A 22,092-nucleotide genomic window follows, 5' to 3' on the forward strand; every position below is an offset into this window, starting at 1 on the left:
TCGCGAGGCATTTTTCATTTATAACAAATCATATAATTATTTCAAAGCATCAATTTTTGCTTGAACTTCTGCGTCAGTACCTTTAAAAACTTGTGTTTCCACTTGACCGTTTACAGTAGTTGTAACTGTACCGACAACTGCACCATTAACATTTGTTTTCTCAATAGTCACTTGTTTAGAAACTTCCTGCATCATATGCGCACCTTTCATATGCTCGCAAGCTGCATTCGTACAGCCTTTAGCAATACATTCTTCTTTAGACATTGAAGTACATGCACCAGTCGTAATGCAACAACTCGCTTTATCTGTAATAGTATGACTTCCACTTCCTAAAATTGGCGCCATTACTAGACCTATCAAACAAGTCAATTTAATTAATATGTTCATCGATGGTCCAGAAGTATCTTTGAAAGGATCTCCAACAGTATCTCCCGTTACGGCCGCTTTATGTGCCTCAGACCCTTTGTAAGTCATCTCACCGTTAATCATTACCCCTGCTTCAAAAGATTTCTTAGCATTATCCCAAGCACCTCCGGCATTGTTTTGAAAAACTGCCCAAAGAACACCAGAAACAGTAACTCCAGCCATATATCCTCCAAGCATTTCTGCGATTAATTGATTGTTATCTCCGTAAACTAGTTTCCCAAGAAGTACAATGGCTATAGGAAAACCAATCGTCAAAATTCCAGGTAACATCATTTCGCGTAAAGCGGCTTTAGTAGAAATATCAACACATTTTGCATATTCTGGCTTACCAGTACCTTCCATAATTCCAGGAATTTCTTTGAACTGTCGGCGCACTTCATACACCATATCCATCGCGGCTTTACCAACAGAGTTCATCGCTAATGCAGAGAACACTACCGGAATCATTCCCCCTACGAATAACATCGCTAAAACAGGAGCTTTAAAAATATTAATCCCGTCAATTCCTGTAAAAGTTACATATGCTGCAAATAATGCTAAGGAAGTCAATGCTGCCGAAGCAATTGCAAACCCTTTTCCAGTCGCTGCAGTCGTATTCCCTACCGAATCTAAGATATCAGTACGTGTACGTACTTCTTTTGGCAATTCACTCATTTCGGCAATTCCACCTGCATTGTCAGATATAGGTCCGAAGGCGTCAATCGCTAACTGCATCGCTGTAGTTGCCATCATTGCTGAAGCGGCTAATGCTACTCCGTAAAATCCAGCAAGAGCGTAAGAAGTCCAAATGGCAGCTGCAAATAATAAGACAGTTGGAAATGTCGAAATCATTCCTGTAGCTAAACCTGCAATTACATTCGTTCCTGCTCCCGTACTCGATTTTTGAACAATAGCCATCACTGGTTTAGTTCCTAATCCCGTGTAATATTCTGTAACAGATGAAATAACAGCACCCACTACTAGTCCAACGATCGTAGCATAGAAAACTCTCATCGACGAAATGTCTTGCATTCCTTCACCAAAAAATTCCATTTTCATATTGGCAGGCAACATATATTGTACTAAGAAATAACAAGCTACTGCTGTTAAACCTATAGAAACCCAGTTCCCAATGTTTAACGCTTTTTGTACTTGTGCTTCTTTAGCATTCTCATCAGTAATTTTAACTAACATGGTTCCTATAATCGAAAATAAGATTCCGAAACCGGCAATTGCCATTGGCAATAAAATAGGTCCGATACCACCAAAGGCATCATCTATACTTCCTCCCATGTCTTTGATAACATAGTTCCCAAGAACCATAGCTGCCAAAACAGTTGCTACATAAGAACCGAATAAATCAGCTCCCATTCCGGCAACATCTCCTACGTTATCCCCTACGTTATCAGCAATTGTAGCTGGGTTGCGCGGGTCATCCTCCGGAATTCCAGCTTCTACCTTACCCACTAAATCAGCTCCAACATCGGCAGCTTTTGTATAAATACCACCTCCCACACGGGCAAACAAGGCAATTGATTCAGCTCCAAGAGAAAAACCAGCTAATGTTTCTAAGACGATAGTCATGTCCTCTGTTGAAGTCCACGTTCCATTCATAAAGAAATGGAAGAAAAAGATAAAGAAAGAAGTCAAACCTAGAACAGCTAAACCAGCCACACCAAGTCCCATTACGGTTCCACCGCTAAAAGAAACTTTTAATGCTTGCGGCAAACTTGTTCGTGCTGCCTGTGTAGTTCTAACATTTGTTTTTGTTGCAATCTTCATTCCCATATTCCCTGCAAGAGCTGAGAAAACTGCACCGAAAACAAAGGCAACAACTATTAAAATATGTGTAGTAGGAACAAAATAAGACAATCCTGCTAAAACGATGCTTGCTCCAACAACGAAGAAAGCGAGTAACCTATATTCTGCTTTTAAGAACGCTAATGCACCTTCGTAAATATAATCTGAAATTTCTTTCATCTTACCGTCGCCGGCATCCTGTTTTAATACCCAAGATCTTTTAATCCACATGAACAGAAGTCCTACAATTGCCATGACAATTGGCAAATAAATCATAATTGTATTCATAAATTTGGTTTTTTTTGGTTATTGGTTAATAATCAATATAGTACAAAAACGAATTTAAACAAAAAAGCAACACTCTTAACAGAATGTTGCTTTTTTTATAAAATACAAGGGTATTTATTACTTAATACTGAATAATCCCTCTGGTTTATTTTCAATTTGATCAAAACGATCGGTACATTTTTTAATAATGGCATATGCTTCATTAACATCTCCCCATCCACCTACGTCAACTGTTTTGTTTTCAAGATCTTTATACACTTGGAAGAAATGCTCTATTTCTTTTAATAAGTGTGGATTCATATCTGACAAATCATTCAATGAATTCCAAATTGGATCCGATACTGGTACACAAATTACTTTTTCGTCCGGCCCTTTATCATCTGCCATGTGGAAAACACCAATAGGTTTTACTTCCATAACACATCCAGGAAAAGTAGGCTCGTTTACTAAAACCAATACATCTAGTGGATCACCATCTAGTGCAAGAGTTTCAGGAATAAATCCGTAATCAGCTGGGTACATCATTGATGAAAACAACATTCTGTCGAAACGCATTCTTTTTATTTCGAAATCGTATTCATATTTGTTTCTACTTCCTCTTGGAATTTCGATAAGTACATCGAAAGTTTTTATTTTGTCTGCAGTCATTTTAATTTTTTCTTTTCTATAATAATCGCAACAAAAATAAGCAAACCATCTGTTTTTACAATATAAAATTGCTCTTATCTACACATTAAATAGCAAAAAAACTAATATTGATACACTATTGTCCTATTTCTTTTTTTGAGATAATAATGCCACAACAAAAAGGTAGCGTAAGAACGATACGGACTCCATTTAGCGGCATGGGTTTCCATGGCTTCTTTCTCGTGAATATCGAGTAATTCTTTGATCGTATTTACTACCGCAACATCTCCCATTGGAAGCAAATCTGGAGCTTCAAGGCAAAACATTAAATAGACATCAATAGTCCAGTTTCCTATTCCCTTGATTTTAATAAGCTCTTCCCGTACCTGCTCTGGCGTTTTGCTTGCCAAAGATTCTAAGTCTATGTTCTTACTAAGCACTGCCACAGACAATGCTTTGATATAAGATGTTTTTTGCCGGCTTACGCCAAGAAGTCTAAACTCTTCATCCGCTAAATCTATCAAAACAGTCGGCTCAAAGATCTTTATCCTTTCCCTTAATTTCAAAAAAGTAGCTTTGGCTGAGTCAATAGATACTTGTTGTTCTAAAATCAGCAACACTAGCGTCTCCAATCCTTGTGGTCGTTAGGGAATAATTGGCATTCCGTATTTTTCAATAATGACATTGAAAATTGGGTCTACTGCCGAAAGATATTCAATAGCTGCTTTCATGCGCTGATTTTTTTAGCCCAGATAGAAGTGGAAATCCTTTTCCTTTTTTCTTTAAAAAGGAAAAGATTGCAACGAATAGCTGGACACGAGCGCAGCGAACTCACGAAGTAAATAGCTCCTAAAAATAAAACCCAAAAGATCCTTTTACTGAAAATCGCTGCGTATCTGGTGTGTTTAAATAATTTCCTCTCCAAGCAAAATCGATACGGAACACTTTGAAGATATTCCCAATTCCAGCATTGTACTCCCAATACACGTTTTCAGGAGCATTGTACTGCAGACCCGAAGCATTTATAGCTCTGTTAGCATCTGAAATCGTTCCGTAAACGCCTTTCACTCCAATAATTTCTCTCCAATTCAGTTTTCGCATAAAAGGAATTCTAGAGAAAATACGTCCTCCAAAATTATGATCCCATTGTACCGTTGCATATTGATCAGACACAAATTCGTAGAAATTAAGGTTACTAAAGGTGTTTTCAATAGTAAAATAAGTTTGATTCCCAGGAATAACACTCATAAGACCTAAAGGAATTGTACCAAAAGTTTTTCCCATCTCGACAGTCACATTTGATCGTCCTAACGGACCAATAATGATAGGCTGCTTATAGTACAATTGCAATTTTTCATATTTAAAATCACTATCTAACAATCCTTTGAATCCATGGCTGTAGTTCACAAAAAACCTACTGAAAGGACTATCTACATTGTCTCTCTCTACTGCATACCCAATCGTTTTTCGTTTTGGCGTATATTCGATCTGAAAACTCACTTCTGACTGTTTCACATCACTTTTTGTAGCAGTTTGTCCTGCATCTGTATAGTAATCCAAACTAAATGTTGGCGAAGCCGATTCTAATGTTCGATAAGAAAAACCGGTTTGAAAGGTCAGGTTTTTGATTGGTTCGATTTCGACAGCAACATTACTCAGATTGATGTTAGTCAATTTCCCATTACTACCGGATGAAAATAAAGAAGACGAGGCAAAACTTCGACCCAAAACATCATTTGTAGTAGTTAAACTCGCACCAATTTGTTCTACGTCTCGCCTATTTCCCCCTGACAGGATAATTCTATTTCGTTTGTCAACCATCCACTTTCCTGATAGTCCGTATTTGAATTTATCATCTTTAAATCCATAGGCTGTATAACCTTGTAATCTCCAAGTATCACTAGTACCGAAATAAGTTCTACCTCCGGCTCTCAAACGCACTCCCTCTACTTCATTGAAACCAAATGTGGAAAAAATAGGGCCATAATCAAAATTTCCATAATTGACATAGCCGCTGGCAAGCACAGTAACTAAACTTGTTATCTGCTTGAATTTATTAACCGTTTGTAAAGTATCAAGCATTCTATAAACTCCCAATTCATCTTTACTTAAGTTCTCATAACGGTTTTTATGCCAGTACTGATCTGACTTATTATAGATCGAATCGTTAGCATAAGCGACTTCTTCTTTATAAAAAGACGAAGTCTTTTCTTTATTGAACTCATGATTTCCATAGAAAGAGGTACGCTTTCCATAAAGTCCTTTTGAATCTTCTTTTTTATTTACTGCAAAATCAGACATTAAGTAATCACGTGTCAATAGAAATACGGAATCATTTACAACATCAAATTCCTGTTCTAAATAAATATCCTTCACCCAGTTAATATTAGCACTTTTAGTAACTGCCATATTAATTTTCTTAATGGCGTAGGTTGTATCATTTACCCAAAAATCACCTTTAAAAGTCAATTCGTTCTTACGTCTTGGATAGAATACGATATTATAACACCATTTATTATTGATATAGGCACTATCTCTCAGTACATAGTTATAGACATCAATTCCTGTTGTAGAAATGGGACTGGTAAAGCTTTTGTCAAAAAAGGTAAGGTGATTATCATAAACATTATAATCTGAATATAAATCTTTTACAAAAGATAGTAATTGCTGATTACCTTTAAAACCAGAGCTTTTATTGGCTTTTATTTTTTCCTTTACTTTCTTCAGTTTATTATCCCCGTAAATATCTGACAAGGTCTCATTTATGAAAATCGGCAAATACGTCTTTCCGGTAACTCTGGAAGTATCGACATGATCAAAAATAAATTCCATTCCTCTAAACAGTTTATTTTTCATAAAAGCACTGTCAATTGTGTTCATATCAAACTCAATCTTCTCATACCTTTCCATTTGGTATTGATCAAAAAGATACAACCCATTTTTACGCTTTCTTTCCCATATTTTCCTAAGAATATCCAGCGCAGGATTGTCCTTTTTTGATGTTTTACCAGTAAAAATAACAACTTCATTTAAGCTTTCGGCTTCTTTCAACAACACCTTAAAATTATAACTAACCGCTTTATCCAAGGCAATCTCCCGATCTGAAAAACCAACAGAAGTAATTACTAAAGTCGTATATGTTTTAGCAGATTCTATATAAAAACGCCCATCTTCATTAGCAACAGTTCCTTCCCTAGAATCTTTGAACGCTATATTCGCAAAAGGGACAGGCTGATCTAATTTATCTACGATGATACCACTCACTTTTGTTTGGGCAAAAACAGCATTGGAGATCATCAATAAAAGAAAGACAATAAATAAAAAATTCTTTTTCATAATTCTATTTAAAACAAAAAGCTTCATCAAACGAACGATTGATGAAGCTTTCATAACATGTTTAGTATATTATTTATACATTACTTTTTTAACCGCTTTTATAACGTCATCCGCATTAGGCAACCATTCTTTCAACAAGACTGGAGAGTAAGGCGCTGGCGTATCAGCAGTTGTAATTCTTTGAATTGGCGCATCAAGAAAGTCAAAAGCACGTTCTTGAACGATATAAGTAATTTCAGAAGCAACACTTGCAAAAGGCCAAGCCTCTTCAAGAACCACTAATCTATTTGTTTTTTTAACAGATGTTAAAATAGTATCATAATCCATAGGACGTACTGTTCTCAAATCGATAATTTCGCAAGAAATTCCTTCTTTGGCTAATTCTTGAGCAGCGATATGAGCTTCTTTGATAATTTTACCAAAAGAAACGATAGTAACATCTGTTCCTTCACGTTTGATATCAGCAACTCCAATAGGAATAGTGTACTCCCCATCTGGAACTTCACCTTTATCACCATACATTTGTTCTGATTCCATGAAAATCACAGGATCATTATCACGAATAGCTGATTTCAACAATCCTTTAGCATCATAAACAGTAGATGGAACTACTACTTTAAGACCAGGTGTGTTAGCAAACCAGTTTTCTAATGCTTGTGAGTGTGTCGCTCCTAATTGTCCTGCCGAAGCTGTTGGGCCACGAAAAACAATAGGCACGTTAAACTGACCACCGGTCATCTGACGCATCTTAGCTGCATTATTTATAATTTGATCAATACCAACAAGACAGAAATTAAAAGTCATGTATTCTACAATAGGTCTACAACCATTCATCGCTGAACCTACTGCAATCCCTGTAAAACCAAGCTCTGCAATTGGAGTGTCAATTACTCTTTTTTCTCCAAATTCGGCAAGCATACCTTTAGACGCTTTGTAAGCACCGTTGTATTCCGCAACTTCTTCACCCATTAAATATATGGACTCATCATTACGCATTTCTTCACTCATCGCTTCGCAAATAGCCTCTCTAAATTGTATCGTTCTCATATTTATATTGTATATGTCTAATTTTCGATAGCAAAAATAAATATTTTAAATCACTTTTTTGCATAAATTACTCTAAAATAATCAGGAGCTATTTCCGGCTATACGCTATATCTTCCTGTGGCTAAAGGAGCCACACGAAGGATGTCGCTACTATCCGGGCTACGAAAACGTAATAGTTCATTAAAAAAAACTATGCACGCATAGTATATTATTCGAATTAATATCCTAATTTTGTAAAAGACTATTAGAAAAATAAAAAACAATCCTATGAAAATATTAGTTTGCATCAGTCACGTTCCTGATACTACTTCAAAAATTAATTTTACCAATGGTGATTCTGAATTCGATACCAATGGGGTACAATATGTAATTAATCCAAATGACGAATTCGGATTAACACGAGCAATATGGTTTCAAGAACAACAAGGAGCAACAGTTACTGTTGTGAATGTTGGAGGACCAGAAACTGAACCTACTTTAAGAAAAGCATTAGCTATTGGAGCAAACGAAGCAATTCGTGTAAATGCAGCTCCTACTGATGGTTTCTTTGTAGCAAAACAACTTGCCGATGTTATAAAAAATGGTGGTTACGATCTTGTTATTGCAGGAAAAGAATCATTAGACTATAATGGAGGAATGGTTCCTGGAATGATTGCAGGTATCTTGGGTAATAATTTCATTAATTCTTGTACTGGCCTTACCGTTGAAGGAACTGCTGTAACAGCGATTCGTGAAATTGATGGTGGAAAAGAAACTGTTTCTACTACGCTTCCATTAATTATTGGAGGTCAAAAAGGATTAGTAGAAGAAAAAGATTTACGTATTCCGAACATGAGAGGAATCATGACTGCTAGAAGTAAAGCATTAACGATAGTAGAACCTATTGATGCTCCTGTAAATACTAAAGCAGTAAAATTCGAAAAACCAGCACCTAGATCAGCTGTTAAATTAATTTCTCCAGACAATCTAGACGAATTAATCGACTTATTACATAACGAAGCAAAAGTGATTTAAGAATTGGATTTAAGAATGAAGATTAACGATTTTTGATTGCTGATGGCAAAAAAAATCTAAACTCTTGATTCAAACTTCTAAAATCTAAAATCATAAATCGCTAATCTAAAAACACAAATCTTATGTCAATATTAATATATGCAGAATCTGCGGAAGGAAAGTTCAAAAAAGTAGCTTTTGAATTAGCTTCTTATGCAAAAAAAGTAGCCGAATCTCTAGGAACAACTGTAACAGCAGTAACAGTTAACGCTGGCGATGTTTCGGAATTATCAAAATACGGAGTAGACAAGGTATTAAAAGTAAACAATGACAAATTAGCAGGTTTTACCGCTAAGGCGTATGCTGATGTTATCAAACAAGCAGCACAAAAAGAAAGCGCTAAAGTAATTTTACTTTCATCAACAACTGACAGTATCTACCTTTCATCACTTGTTGCAGTAGCTCTAGAAGCTGGTTTTGCTTCAAATGTTGTGGGATTACCATTAAGTACTTCTCCTTTTCAAGTAAAAAGAAATGCATTTTCAAACAAAGCATTCAACATCACTGAAATCAGTACTGATGTAAAAGTTCTTGGTCTTGCCAAAAATTCTTACGGTATTTCTGAAAACCCATCTACACTAACTGAAGAAGACTTTAATCCAACTATTGGAGAAAATGATTTTGGAGTAAAAGTAGAATCGGTAGAAAAAGTATCTGGAAAAGTATCTATCGCTGATGCTGACATCGTAGTTTCTGCAGGTCGTGGATTAAAAGGACCAGAAAACTGGGGAATGATCGAAGAATTAGCAACTGTACTTGGTGCAGCAACTGCTTGTTCTAAACCCGTTTCTGACTTAGGTTGGAGACCTCACGGAGAACATGTTGGTCAAACTGGAAAACCGGTAGCAACTAACTTATATATTGCAATAGGAATCTCTGGAGCAATCCAGCATATTGCAGGAATAAGTTCTTCAAAAGTAAAAGTGGTTATCAATAGTGATCCAGAAGCTCCATTTTTTAAAGTGGCTGACTACGGAATCGTTGGAGATGCATTCGATATCGTTCCTAGACTAATCGAGAAATTTAAAACATTCAAGGCGCAACAGTCATAATGTAATATTCTTCAATAAATATAGCTGCCTGAAAACAAGATAATCGTACCTTTGTTTTCAGGCAGTTTTTTTGTCTATCATTTTTTTATTAAAATTGCACCCAAATTTAATAACGAAATTAAATCTTTAAATTAGGTACTCTGTACTTTTCATTTCAGCAAATATGAGTTTAGTTAAATTGTCGATAAAAGGAATTTCATACAGCCAAACACAAAACGGAGCTTACGCACTGATTTTGAATGAAGTTGATGGCGAAAGAAAACTACCAATTGTCATCGGTGCTTTTGAAGCACAATCTATAGCAATAGCCTTAGAGAAAGAAATTAAACCACCTCGTCCGTTGACACATGATTTATTCAAAAACTTTGCAGAACGATTTGACATCACTGTAAAACAAGTCATCATTCATAAATTAGTTGACGGTGTATTTTACTCCAGCATCATTTGCGAAAGAGATAAAATTGAAGAAATAATAGATGCACGTACCTCAGATGCAATCGCACTTGCATTGCGATTTAACGCACCTATTTTTACCTACAAAAACATTCTAGACAAAGCTGGTATTTATTTAAAAGCAAATTCACAAGAAACAGATAAAGACTCTCAAGAAATCGATGATATTCTTTCAAACCCAGAAACTTTTGGAAATGAAGAAGAAAGCAACGAAAGCGGTCGTATTTATATTAAGCATAGCCTCCAGGAATTAAGTGAATTACTTGATCAGGCAGTTCAGCACGAGGACTATGAAAAAGCAGCTAAAATAAGAGACGAAATTTCTAAAAGAGAATCGTAGTTGCACAAGCGTTAATTTGGTTACTTTTGAACTCAATACCAGATTATCAAATCACCAAATAAACATTTCAATGAAGCAATATTTAGACTTAGTGCAACACGTTATGGACAACGGTTGTCAAAAAGGAGACAGAACGGGAACAGGAACTAAAAGCGTTTTCGGTCATCAGATGCGTTTTGACTTAAGCGAAGGCTTCCCAATGGTAACTACTAAGAAATTGCATTTCAAATCAATTGTTTACGAACTACTTTGGTTCTTAAAAGGAGATACAAATATCAAGTACCTTCAAGAAAACGGAGTGAAAATCTGGGATGCTTGGGCTGACTCCAATGGCGATTTGGGACCGGTTTATGGTCATCAATGGCGCAACTGGAACAGTGAAGAAATAGATCAAATAGCCGATTTAATCACCGAATTAAAAACAAATCCTAACAGTCGTAGAATGCTTGTTTCCGCATGGAATCCATCTGTACTTCCCGATACTACAAAATCATTTGAGGAAAATGTAGCTAACAATAAAGCGGCTTTACCGCCTTGCCACGCTTTCTTTCAATTTTATGTAGCCGATGGTAAGCTATCCTGCCAGCTATACCAACGCAGTGCCGATATCTTTTTAGGAGTCCCTTTTAATATTGCATCTTATGCCCTACTTACCATGATGATTGCACAGGTTTGCGATCTAGAAGCAGGTGAGTTTATCCATACTTTTGGAGACGCACACATTTACAATAACCATATCGAGCAACTGCAATTGCAATTATCCAGAGAACCAAAATCTTTACCAAAAATGATTTTAAACCCAGCGATAAAAGACATATTTAAATTTGAATTTGATGATTTCACACTGGAAGGATACGAACCTCACGCCCTAATTAAAGGGAATGTGGCCGTATAATAGACAAAAAAAATGTTTTAGCTTAAACAACTAAAACACTATTTTCTGCTCCTGCAAACTCGTTCCATTTAAAAGAATCTGCTTCAGTTTCATTTACAAATGCACCGTCAATTACGTACTTAAATTCGTAAGCAGCGTCCTTGTCTATGGTAAAGACACCTTTGAAAGTACCATTTTTTAATTTACTTAAAACCCCTTCTTTAGGATTCCAATTGTTAAAATCTCCAATAACCGCAGCTTCATCAGCTTCTTTTGCCTCAACTGAAAAGGTAACTTTACACACCGGTTTTGTTTTTATAAATTGCTTTTTAATAGCCATAACAGTTTCATTTTTAATATTATAAAGCAAAGAAAACAAATTTTATTGAGTTTAAGTCATACCCCATGCAGATTTAGTAGTATGAGGCAAACAGTGTTAAATTTTAGCTAATTTAACAATTAACACAAGCTTAAATTTTCTAAAATAAAAAAGAAAACGTTTTCTCAATAAATATTAGATAGTCTAAATGTCGACTTTCCAAATTAAATTTTATCTTTATAACCAAAATTCAACTTATGGAAAGAGAACAACATGAACTATATGAATATGCCCGAAGAAGAATAAAACAAAAAAAAGGGTTATATTTTCATTTTGTACTTCTATTTTTAGCCAGTTTATTTTTGTTTGTCTCAACCAAACTTTTTAATTTTGGAATAGATTCAAATTGGCATATCTACCTAATTACAGCATGGTTTTTTATTTTCCTTTTGCATTTCATCAAAGTCTACATAACGGATCGTTTTATGAATAAAAACTGGGAAAGAGAGCAGATAGACAGACTGGTTGCATTACAAAAAAACAAAATAGCTGAAATACAATCACAAATAACTGAAGACACTTCAATATAAGCACTAGAAACATGATTATAATGATTGCGGCAGCATCAGAAAACAATGCACTTGGAAAAAACAATGAATTGGTTTGGCATTTACCTAACGATTTCAAGAGATTCAAAAGCCTCACTTCAGGCCACCATATCATTATGGGGCGAAAAACATTTGAAAGTTTTCCAAAACCGCTGCCTAACAGAACACACATAGTCATAAGTCGTCAAGAAAACTATAAACCAGAAGGCTGTACTGTGGTTAGCAGCATGGAGAAAGCAATAGAAATCTGTCCTTCAAATGAAGCTATATATATTATAGGTGGAGGTGAAATTTATAATTTAGGAATTCCTTTTTCAAATAAAATTGAATTAACACGTGTTCATCACAGCTTTGAAGCAGATGCTTTTTTTCCGGAAATTAATCTTAAGGACTGGGAAATGATTCATTCTGAATTCCAAAATAAGGACGAGAAACATCAATTTGATTACACTTATCAAACGTACATTAGAAAATAAAAAAACACCCTAATTAGGGTGTTTTTCTTTTAAAACAATGATTAGGAAAATGACCTACTCTTGAAACAGAATTTGATAACACAATCCAAAAATAACGAATGTTAATAAAACTCCAGAAATGAAGATAATAACATTTGATGTTTTTTGAGAGTACATCTCAAAAAAGCCCTTAATACCAAATACCACGAAGGTACTAAAGACAAAAAAAATTAAAATTTCCAAAAACAAATTTAATCCTAAGAACGTGTGCTGCGCAATAAATACACTACCACCTTTTACAATGGTACCGTCAAACCCGCCTACAAGAACAAGTGACATAACTAGCGCAAAAATCAACCACTTGATTTGGGTCATTAATTCCCTTTTAATCATTGAAAAACTATTATAATTTTATAATGTAAAAATCGTTATAAAAACACTCACACACAATACCCACTTTTAGTGATATTTCAATTTATTTGTAACACTCGCTTTTCCACCTCATATCTAGACAAGTATAAACCAAACATAGGCCCCATTTTTTTCTTACTATTTTCAAAACTCGATTACGGTTCAAAATAGAATGTATTATATTTGTGAAAATTTAAAAAATGTCAAAAAACATAACTCCATATAAAAATTCCGATTTAGGCAAGAAAGAACAGGTTGCAAAAATGTTTGATACCATTTCAGGAAATTACGATAATTTGAACCGTGTCATTTCTTTTGGAATAGATATAAAGTGGCGAAAAAAAGTATTGGAAATTGTCGCAAAATCAAATCCAGAAACAATATTGGATATTGCGACAGGAACTGGTGACTTAGCTATTTTGATGGCGCAAACCAATGCTAAACAAATTATTGGTTTAGACATTTCTTCAGGAATGCTTGAAGTAGGTGTAAAAAAAATCGCGGACAAAAAACTATCTAATACTATAGAAATGGTATTAGGGGATTCTGAAAACATGCCGTTTGAGGATGATTATTTTGACGCAATCACGGTTGCCTTCGGCGTTAGAAACTTCGAAACACTTGAAAAAGGATTAAAAGAAATACTACGTGTCTTAAAACCTAATGGTGTTTTCGTTATCCTTGAGACTTCGGTTCCAGGCAAATTTCCTTACAAACAAGGGTATAATTTTTACAGTAAAAACATATTGCCAATCATTGGTAAACTTTTTTCAAAAGACGATGTAGCTTATGGATATTTGTCAGAATCAGCTGCAGCATTTCCTTATGGAGAGGCATTAAACAATATATTGAGGAAAATTGGGTTTATAGATGTAATAGCCTTGCCACAAACTTTTGGGGTAGCTACTATTTATTCGGCATCTAAAAATTAATACTGAGATATATTCAGCCCAAATATGAAAAAAATTGTTGTCTTACTTTTACTCGTTTTGTCCATTAAAGGAAACTCACAGTTTAAAAAAAGCATGTTTGCGAAAGATCCTATAATCAATTTAGAGAATTTTCAAAAATCCAGAGTCTATTATGGATATTTCTTAGGATTCAACTCCTACGACTTTAAAATAGACTACAGAACTGTAGGACCGGACATCCTTGTTAAAAAGACCACCGGTTTTAACGTGGGAATAGTAGGCGATCTAAAACTTCAAGAATATATCAATCTAAGATTTGAACCTGGTTTATATTACACCCAGAGAGACCTCTACTTTCCCGGGTTTACAAAAAAAACAGATATTTTAAGAGAAGTAAGTAGTACCTACATCCACTTTCCTCTATTGTTGAAATTCTCTTCACTAAGAACTGGTAACATTCGACCATATCTTGTTGGAGGCGTTTCTGCTACTTTAAATTTATCAGGTAATTCAAAAGCAATCGATGACAATTACGAACAAAAATTCAGAGTAAAACCTTGGACTACTAATTATGAAGTAGGTTTTGGCATCGATCTATTCTCTGAATATTTCATATTTTCCCCTTCTATCCGAGGAGTTTTTGGAATTAACGATGAGTTGATACGAGACAATGATCCTAACAGTCCGTGGACAGGCGACATTCAATCTCTAAAAACGAGAGCTATATTGATTAATTTTACCTTTCACTAGAATACATCAACACTATCTCCTAAATTCACTGAGTATGATCGCTGTTGCAGTTGCCACATTCAAACTTTCAGTTTTTTGAATTTCTCCAAAACGAGGAATAGACAACTTATTTTTTATCAATTTTTCGAGTTCCATTGAAATTCCATTCGCTTCATTACCCATAACTACAATACCTTCTTGTGGCAACGTAGTTTTGTAAATATTTACGCCGTCCATAAATGTGCCAAAAACCGGCAAATTAGTAGCGGCTATAAAAGAATTCAAATCAATATAACTCATATTGACTCGCGCTATAGAGCCCATAGTAGCCTGAACCACTTTTGGATTGTATAAATCTACCGTTTCTTTTGAACATACGATCTCCTTAACACCAAACCAATCGCACAACCTTAAAATCGTCCCTAAATTACCTGGATCACGTATGGAGTCTAAAGCCACAATTAAACCTGATTCTTTAATTTTCTTCTCAAGAGGAATTTTAAACACTGCTAAACAACTATTCGCCGTTGCCAATGCACTGATTTTCTTCAAGTCTGCTTCTAGTATCAATGATTTTTTTGATGGTAAGACATCTTCAAAATCGTTTTGAGTGGAATACAAATGTTCCAGTTCAAAATTTGAATCTAACAATTCTTGAATTACTTTTACGCCTTCGGCAAAAAATAATTTATTGATGGTTCTATATTTTTTTTGCTGTAAACTCGTTATAAGTTTTATTTGGTTTTTACTAACCATAAAATAATGTACTTTTGAATTAAATATTTTATAACACTTGAAGAAGATTTCTACAAAAATAGCAGCATTTATTCTAATAGCAACATTTATTTGCGCCTGTAACGCTGTAAAAAGAGTTCCTGATGGAAAACATCTCCTTACTAAAAATCAAATTATAGTAAATGGGAAAGCGACAAAGGCAGAAAATGTCTCCAATCAGTTATATCAAAAACCAAATAGCACTTTGTCATTAGGCTTTCGCCTGCGTTTAAATTTGTACAATTTAGCTAATTTGAATCCAGATTCAACCTACCAAGCAAAATTTACAAATCATCCTGACAAGTACGAAAGAAAATCAAAATGGCTATCGGCAAAACAAGTAAACCGACTTGGAAAATCTTTTTGGTATCATGGAATTCATGATTTCCTTAAAAAAACAGGAGAACCTCCTGTAATACTAGACAGCACCAAAACCGAAAAATCAATCTTACGACTGAATTACTATTATTTCAATAATGGTTTCTTCAATGTAAGTACAGATTACAAAGTAGATACTGTGGCTGCTAAAAGAGCCAAAATAAAATATGAAATTAGCACAGGAAAACCTTACTCATTAGACACCATAACAACATCCATTGCTACTCCTGTATTAGATTCATTATACGAAACAATTAAATCCAACTCTGTACTTAAGTCCGGAACTCAATATAAAACACTTGATTTTGACGATGAGAAAAACCGTATTACTACCCATTTCAGAAATAATGGTGTGTACTACTTTCAGCCTACCTATGTAAACTTCGATATTGACACCATTCAAAAAGGCGATAAGGCTAATGTAAACTTAATCATTAATGATTACTCGTATCAAGATAAGGACTCAACGAGAACTGAACCTTTTAAGATCTATAAAATTAGTGATGTAAACATCTATACCGATTATTCTCCTAACAACAGTAGTTCAAAAATCACGGATAGTACTACTTATAAAAATTTTAATTTATACAGTCACGAAAAATTAAAATACAAACCACACGCCATAACAGATGCGATTTTTATCACTAAGGGCGGACTTTTTGCAGACAACAAAACTGTTCTAACCACACGTTATTTGAATAACCTTAAAATATTCAATTACCCTACTGTCCAATACGAAATTGACTCAAGAGACACTACATATAGTTCTTTGATTGCAAAAATATACTTGACACCAAGAAAAAAATATAGTTTTGGAACCTCACTTGACATCACCCATTCTAATATTCAGGATATAGGAATCGCATTAAGTATTTCAGAAACGATCAGAAATGTATTTAACGGTGCCGAAACATTGGAGGCTTCCGTGCGTGGAAACATTGGTTCGTCTAAAGATTTAGCCAATCCAAACAATCAATTTTTTAATGTTTCAGAATACGGAGTTGACTTAAAGTTAAACGTCCCGAGGATCTTTATGCCTTTCTCTACCGAAAAAATTATTAAGAAAAGCATGATCCCTTCTACCCTTATGGCTATTGGATTTGCCAGACAAAGAAACATTGGATTAGATAAAGAAAATTTCACTGGAGCATTTACTTACAACTGGACTCCCAAGAAAAATAACACCGCTCGTTTTGATCTTTTCAACGCCCAATTTGTTCAAAACCTGAATCCGCAAAATTATTTTAATGTCTACGGATCTTCCTATACTGCTTTGAACGAAATTGGAAAAACATACAATACAGAACCAACCTATTTTGACGACAACAATGATTTAATAATTGAAAAAGGAACAACCGGATTTATTACTGATGTATTAGCAGGAAATACCGCATTAACCTCTTCAGATAGCGATTACGCTTCAGTAAAAAGCATCGAAGAGCGAAGATTAAGACTAACTGAAAACGATTTTATTCTAGCCACTAGTTATACCTTTACAAAAACAACCAAAACAGATTTACTAGACAACACTTTCTACCTCTTCAAAACAAAAATAGAATCTGCGGGATCACTATTGACTTTAATTTCGAATACGACAAATCAAGTTGAAAATAAAAACGGCAAATTTGAACTTTTCAATTTAGAGTATTCAGAATATATCAAAACAGAATTTGACTATATTAAACACTGGGATCTAACCAAAGAGAAAGTTCTTGCAGTAAGAAGCTTCTTTGGAATAGCAATTCCTTTTGGCAACTCTGATTACATTCCGTTTTCTAGAAGTTATTTTTCTGGTGGTTCAAATGACAACAGAGCTTGGCAACCTTATAGTTTAGGCCCTGGAAGTAGTGGAGCTAAAGACGATTTTAACGAAGCAAACATGAAAATTGCATTGAGTGCTGAATTCCGATTTAAAATTTTAGGAGAATTAAAAGGAGCTCTATTTGCTGATGCAGGTAATATTTGGAATGTTTACGATAACGTGACTGATGAGAAGTCCACTTTCACCGGTTTTAAAAGTCTAAAAGACATTGCCTTGGGGACTGGTTTCGGAATAAGATATGATTTAAGCTTTTTTGTTATCCGATTTGATTTCGGATTTAAAACCTATAATCCGGCCAACGATTCTGGCCAAAAATGGTTTAGAGAATACAACTTTGCGAACTCTGTTTTAAATTTTGGAATAAATTACCCCTTCTAATGCTATTTAATTCTTATTTTTGCAGTCTTGAACTAAAAACAAAAAAACCAACTAAAAAAAATTAAAATGGGACATAACATCAAACCGGGCGTAGCTACAGGAGATCAAGTACAGGAAATTTTCAATTATGCGAAAGAAAAAGGCTTTGCTCTACCTGCAGTAAATGTTACTGGTTCTAGCACAATAAATGGAGTTCTTGAGACTGCAGCAAAATTAAATGCTCCTGTTATTATTCAATTTTCTAACGGAGGAGCACAATTTAATGCTGGAAAAGGACTTTCTAACGCAAATGAAAAATCAGCTATCGCTGGAGGTATTGCTGGTGCAAAACACGTACATGCATTAGCCGAAGCATATGGAGCTACAGTAATTTTACATACTGACCATTGTGCAAAAAAACTTTTACCTTGGATTGACGGATTATTAGATGCTTCAGAAGAACATTTTGCTGCAACTGGAAAACCATTATATAGCTCACATATGATTGACTTGTCTGAAGAGCCAATCGAAGAGAACATTGAGATCTGCAAAGGATACTTAGATCGTATGAGTAAAATGGGAATGACTCTTGAAATCGAACTTGGAATTACAGGTGGTGAAGAAGATGGTGTTGACAACTCAGATGTAGATAGCTCTAAATTATATACTCAACCAGAAGAAGTAGCTTATGCTTACGAAGAATTATCTAAAATAAGTCCAAGATTTACTATTGCTGCTGCTTTTGGAAACGTACATGGTGTTTACAAACCAGGTAATGTAAAATTGACTCCGAAAATTTTGAAAAACTCTCAAGATTTCGTTCAAAAGAAATTCAACACAGGAAACAATCCAGTTGATTTCGTTTTCCACGGTGGATCTGGTTCTACTCTAGAAGAAATCAGAGAAGGAATTAGCTACGGAGTTATCAAAATGAACATCGATACCGACTTGCAATTTGCATTTACTGAAGGTATCCGTGACTATATGGTTAAAAATATTGATTATTTGAAAACTCAAATTGGTAACCCAGAAGGTGCTGATATTCCAAACAAAAAATATTACGACCCAAGAAAATGGATCCGTGAAAGCGAAATGACTTTCAACGCAAGATTAGAGCAAGCATTTGCCGACTTGAACAACGTGAATACACTATAAAATTAAGAATTATGAGTTATGAAGTAGAAGCATTATTTCTATTTTATAACTCATAACTTTTAACTCATAACTCATAACTATTAAATATGGCTTGGTTTAAAAGAAAAGAAAAAGGAATTACAACTGCGACTGAAGACAAAATGGATGTTCCTAAAGGTCTTTGGTACAAATCTCCTACAGGAAAAATTATTGATGCCGATGAGTTGGAACGCAATTTATTTGTAAGTCCAGAAGATGGTTTTCATGTTAGAATTGGTAGTAGCACCTATTTTGAAATCTTATTTGACAATAATGAATTTGTTGAATTAGATAAAAACTTAACGTCTAAAGATCCTTTGCACTTTGTTGATACGAAGAAATATGCAGATCGACTAAAAGATGTTATGGAGAAAACTAAACTTAAAGATGCGGTACGTACTGGAGTTGGAAAATCCAAAGGTAGAGACGTAGTAATTTGCTGTATGGATTTTGCCTTTATTGGTGGATCAATGGGAGCTGTTGTAGGTGAAAAAATCTCAAGAGGGATCAATCACTCAATCAAAAACAAAATCCCATTTATAATGATCTCTAAATCGGGTGGAGCAAGAATGATGGAAGCTGCTTATTCTTTAATGCAATTAGCAAAAACATCAGTAAAACTTGCCCAGCTTGCTGAGGAAAAAATACCTTACATCTCTTTATGTACAGATCCAACTACGGGAGGAACAACTGCATCATATGCTATGTTAGGAGACATCAACATTTCTGAACCAGGTGCATTAATTGGATTTGCAGGACCTAGAGTTGTAAGAGATACTACGGGTAAAGATTTACCTGAAGGTTTCCAAACTGCTGAATTTCTTTTAGAACATGGTTTCTTAGACTTTATCACGCCAAGAAAAGAATTGAAAGACAAGATCAACTTGTATATCGATTTGATTCAAAATAATGATATTAGATAGTTTTAATACTACCTAAACAAAAAATCCCAAGACTTACTTCTTGGGATTTTTTTTGCAACTAACTTTCCTGAAAATTAATTCTTTTCTTGAAGCAGAGTGATTCTCGTTTTAAACAGACATCCCTCCTGCTCTACGCTATATCTTTTATCTCGTCTCGTTCTAAAAACGAGACGAGATAAAAGGATGCCGCTGCGATCAGGGCTACTAAGGAAATTGTAGTTTTCATAATTATGTTTCTTAAAATACACTTACTTTTACTTTGTTGTAAGAAGACTAATTATATTTGACCATATAGATTAACTTGTTATTACACAAGTAACAAACACCGACCGCTCAGATATGTAGATTAGGAAAGCGCAGATTTGCAAGACGAACGTCCTTGATACTTAACTAAATATCTAGGTTAGGATAGCGCAGATTTGCAATCTGTGCCCACAAACAGAGGCGTTGCTAACAAAGTATACAAAACAAAAAACCACTCAAATCGAGTGGTTTTCTTTATTATAATAGAACGATTTGGAATAAAACAAAACTTCGTTTGGTGTTACATCCCCGTTCTAATCGCCTCCACAGGATCTAATTTTGAAGCCGTAATCGCTGGCAATATTCCGGAAATTAAACCAATTAATCCCGCCAATAGTGTTCCCAAAAGAATATTACCCATCCCTAAAACAAATTCGAAATCCAAAACATTAGTTAATACCAAAGCAATAATCCAGACTAAAAACAATCCGATAACCCCGCCAATAACAGATAATATAACTGCTTCGAATAAAAACTGGAATAAGATAAAACGGTTTTTTGCTCCTAATGATTTTTGAATTCCTATTAGATTCGTACGTTCCTTTACTGAAACGAACATGATATTTGCAATTCCAAATCCTCCAACTAAAAGAGAAAACCCACTAATCATCCATCCTCCAAATTTCATATTCAATATAATCCCATCAATTAAATCTGTAAAACCAGAGAATACATTTATAAAAAAATTATCTATTTCACCAGCTTTCACACCTCTATAGCTTCTTAGTTTTTGAGAAATTTCAGATTTATAAGCACCCATATCCACTCCTTTATTGGGTTTTAGAATAATTACATTAACTAAAGATTCATTGTTATCTCCATACAACTGTCTAAGAAAATTAACTGGAATAAAAGCAGAAGTATCATCACTATCTCCAAACAGACCTGCTCCTTGTTTCTTTAACACTCCAATCACAGTAAAACGTTGACCGTATACTCTAACGTTTTTACCAATTGGCTCTAATTCATCAAAAAGTGATTTTGCAATTTCACTTCCTAAAACAATAACTTTCGCACCTGAATTTGCTTCAGACTCATTATAAAACCTTCCTTTATCAAACTCTAACCCTTGAATATCTATAAATTCATAAGACACCGGCACCATATTAACGTCACTTACTGTGTTTGAATCGTATTTTATAGATTCACGTTTAGTGAAAATTTGATAACCCAATTGATCCGTATTAGTCATAGCCCCTTTCATATAGGTATATTCATCATACTTGATATTAGGAAACTGCTCTCTTTTCCATTTGGGAATTTCAGAAGGCCCAAAAGAGAATTTCATTAAATAAATCGTGTTTTTATCTAAACCACTTAAATCTTTAGAGATCTTTCTGTCCAATGAATCTACAGCAGCAAGCACCGCAATAATTGAAAAAATCCCTATAGTCACTCCCAGCAATGAAAGTAAAGTTCGCAACATATTACTTCGCAATGCATTCATTGCAAAAGCAAAACTTTCTTTCAATAATCGGAGATATACTAGCATAAACACTTTTTTCTTTTATTGTAAAAATCTTAAAATATTATTCAAAAACCAAATAATAAAGGATACTTCAAGTTGGTCTAATTTTTTAAGACAATGTTACAACACTTCATATAAATTTATAATCAAAAATTAACTATTTTTGCACTTTATAACTATAACTAC

General features: G+C 34.6%; 20 protein-coding genes. 11 read left to right on the top strand and 9 right to left on the bottom strand.

What is annotated here, in order from left to right:
* Window positions 1-36: 36 nt before the first annotated feature.
* The 5 genes from BLV35_RS09745 to BLV35_RS09765 all read right to left on the bottom strand — a co-directional run bounded on the left by BLV35_RS09745 (window position 37) and on the right by BLV35_RS09765 (window position 7,503).
* Window positions 37-2,493 (bottom strand): sodium-translocating pyrophosphatase, encoded by a 2,457-nt coding sequence (locus BLV35_RS09745; RefSeq protein WP_091088813.1) that lies wholly within the window; start codon window positions 2,491-2,493, stop codon window positions 37-39.
* Between the two features lie 117 nt (window positions 2,494-2,610).
* Complete coding sequence (locus tag BLV35_RS09750; RefSeq protein WP_091088816.1) at window positions 2,611-3,141, bottom strand: inorganic diphosphatase; 531 nt, start codon at window positions 3,139-3,141, stop codon at window positions 2,611-2,613.
* A gap of 101 nt (window positions 3,142-3,242) precedes the next feature.
* Entirely contained in the window at window positions 3,243-3,752 is a 510-nt protein-coding gene (locus BLV35_RS09755; RefSeq protein ID WP_245712046.1) for a DNA-3-methyladenine glycosylase family protein, read from the bottom strand.
* A 217-nt stretch (window positions 3,753-3,969) separates the two neighbouring features.
* Window positions 3,970-6,456 carry a DUF5686 family protein gene (locus BLV35_RS09760; protein WP_091089284.1) on the bottom strand — a complete coding sequence of 829 codons (2,487 nt, stop codon included), beginning with the start codon at window positions 6,454-6,456 and terminating at the stop codon, window positions 3,970-3,972.
* A gap of 69 nt (window positions 6,457-6,525) precedes the next feature.
* The gene (locus BLV35_RS09765) at window positions 6,526-7,503 is read right to left on the bottom strand and encodes a pyruvate dehydrogenase complex E1 component subunit beta (protein WP_091088820.1); all 978 of its coding nucleotides are present in this window, start codon (window positions 7,501-7,503) and stop codon (window positions 6,526-6,528) included.
* Between the two features lie 267 nt (window positions 7,504-7,770).
* Here BLV35_RS09765 and BLV35_RS09770 point away from each other — a divergent pair, with 267 nt between their 5' ends.
* The 4 genes from BLV35_RS09770 to BLV35_RS09785 all read left to right on the top strand — a co-directional run bounded on the left by BLV35_RS09770 (window position 7,771) and on the right by BLV35_RS09785 (window position 11,296).
* Entirely contained in the window at window positions 7,771-8,517 is a 747-nt protein-coding gene (locus tag BLV35_RS09770) for an electron transfer flavoprotein subunit beta/FixA family protein (RefSeq protein ID WP_091088823.1), read from the top strand.
* Window positions 8,518-8,639: 122 nt separating this feature from the next.
* The gene (locus BLV35_RS09775) at window positions 8,640-9,608 is read left to right on the top strand and encodes an electron transfer flavoprotein subunit alpha/FixB family protein (RefSeq protein WP_091088827.1); all 969 of its coding nucleotides are present in this window, start codon (window positions 8,640-8,642) and stop codon (window positions 9,606-9,608) included.
* Window positions 9,609-9,771: 163 nt separating this feature from the next.
* Window positions 9,772-10,401, top strand: coding sequence for a bifunctional nuclease family protein (locus BLV35_RS09780; protein WP_091088830.1), 630 nt, complete (start codon window positions 9,772-9,774; stop codon window positions 10,399-10,401).
* Window positions 10,402-10,471: 70 nt separating this feature from the next.
* The gene (locus BLV35_RS09785) at window positions 10,472-11,296 is read left to right on the top strand and encodes a thymidylate synthase (RefSeq protein WP_091088833.1); all 825 of its coding nucleotides are present in this window, start codon (window positions 10,472-10,474) and stop codon (window positions 11,294-11,296) included.
* A 22-nt stretch (window positions 11,297-11,318) separates the two neighbouring features.
* On the opposite strand, the gene BLV35_RS09790 is transcribed toward BLV35_RS09785, so the two are convergent.
* Window positions 11,319-11,615, bottom strand: a complete 297-nt coding sequence (locus BLV35_RS09790) for an isoamylase early set domain-containing protein (RefSeq protein ID WP_091088835.1) — start codon at window positions 11,613-11,615, stop codon at window positions 11,319-11,321.
* A 236-nt stretch (window positions 11,616-11,851) separates the two neighbouring features.
* Here BLV35_RS09790 and BLV35_RS09795 point away from each other — a divergent pair, with 236 nt between their 5' ends.
* Both BLV35_RS09795 and BLV35_RS09800 read left to right on the top strand, forming a co-directional pair.
* Window positions 11,852-12,184, top strand: a complete 333-nt coding sequence (locus BLV35_RS09795) for a 2TM domain-containing protein (RefSeq protein WP_091088838.1) — start codon at window positions 11,852-11,854, stop codon at window positions 12,182-12,184.
* An 11-nt stretch (window positions 12,185-12,195) separates the two neighbouring features.
* Window positions 12,196-12,678 carry a dihydrofolate reductase gene (locus tag BLV35_RS09800; protein WP_091088841.1) on the top strand — a complete coding sequence of 161 codons (483 nt, stop codon included), beginning with the start codon at window positions 12,196-12,198 and terminating at the stop codon, window positions 12,676-12,678.
* A 54-nt stretch (window positions 12,679-12,732) separates the two neighbouring features.
* Here BLV35_RS09800 and BLV35_RS09805 read toward each other — a convergent pair whose 3' ends face one another.
* Entirely contained in the window at window positions 12,733-13,032 is a 300-nt protein-coding gene (locus tag BLV35_RS09805; protein WP_176980600.1) for a hypothetical protein, read from the bottom strand.
* 236 nt (window positions 13,033-13,268) lie between these two features.
* Between BLV35_RS09805 and ubiE the strand changes: the two genes are divergently transcribed.
* Entirely contained in the window at window positions 13,269-14,000 is a 732-nt protein-coding gene (ubiE, locus tag BLV35_RS09810) for a bifunctional demethylmenaquinone methyltransferase/2-methoxy-6-polyprenyl-1,4-benzoquinol methylase UbiE (protein WP_091088848.1), read from the top strand.
* A 24-nt stretch (window positions 14,001-14,024) separates the two neighbouring features.
* Window positions 14,025-14,729: a type IX secretion/gliding motility protein PorT/SprT gene (gene porT, locus BLV35_RS09815; RefSeq protein ID WP_091088851.1), complete on the top strand. Its 705-nt coding sequence runs from the start codon at window positions 14,025-14,027 to the stop codon at window positions 14,727-14,729.
* A 12-nt stretch (window positions 14,730-14,741) separates the two neighbouring features.
* Here the strand turns inward: porT and BLV35_RS09820 are convergent, their stop codons facing one another.
* Window positions 14,742-15,464: a TrmH family RNA methyltransferase gene (locus BLV35_RS09820; RefSeq protein ID WP_091088855.1), complete on the bottom strand. Its 723-nt coding sequence runs from the start codon at window positions 15,462-15,464 to the stop codon at window positions 14,742-14,744.
* A gap of 37 nt (window positions 15,465-15,501) precedes the next feature.
* On the opposite strand from BLV35_RS09820, the gene tamL reads away from it, so the two are divergent.
* The 3 genes from tamL (at window position 15,502) to accD (ending at window position 20,135) form a co-directional block, all read left to right on the top strand.
* Complete coding sequence (gene tamL, locus BLV35_RS09825; protein WP_091088858.1) at window positions 15,502-18,060, top strand: translocation and assembly module lipoprotein TamL; 2,559 nt, start codon at window positions 15,502-15,504, stop codon at window positions 18,058-18,060.
* Between the two features lie 66 nt (window positions 18,061-18,126).
* Entirely contained in the window at window positions 18,127-19,194 is a 1,068-nt protein-coding gene (fbaA, locus tag BLV35_RS09830; RefSeq protein ID WP_091088861.1) for a class II fructose-bisphosphate aldolase, read from the top strand.
* A gap of 86 nt (window positions 19,195-19,280) precedes the next feature.
* Entirely contained in the window at window positions 19,281-20,135 is an 855-nt protein-coding gene (gene accD / locus BLV35_RS09835; RefSeq protein ID WP_091088865.1) for an acetyl-CoA carboxylase, carboxyltransferase subunit beta, read from the top strand.
* A 544-nt stretch (window positions 20,136-20,679) separates the two neighbouring features.
* On the opposite strand, the gene BLV35_RS09840 is transcribed toward accD, so the two are convergent.
* Window positions 20,680-21,930, bottom strand: coding sequence for an ABC transporter permease (locus BLV35_RS09840; RefSeq protein WP_091088868.1), 1,251 nt, complete (start codon window positions 21,928-21,930; stop codon window positions 20,680-20,682).
* Window positions 21,931-22,092: the final 162 nt, after the last annotated feature.

The sequence above is a fragment of the Flavobacterium gillisiae genome (assembly GCF_900107635.1).
Classification (GTDB): Bacteria; Bacteroidota; Bacteroidia; order Flavobacteriales; family Flavobacteriaceae; genus Flavobacterium; species Flavobacterium gillisiae.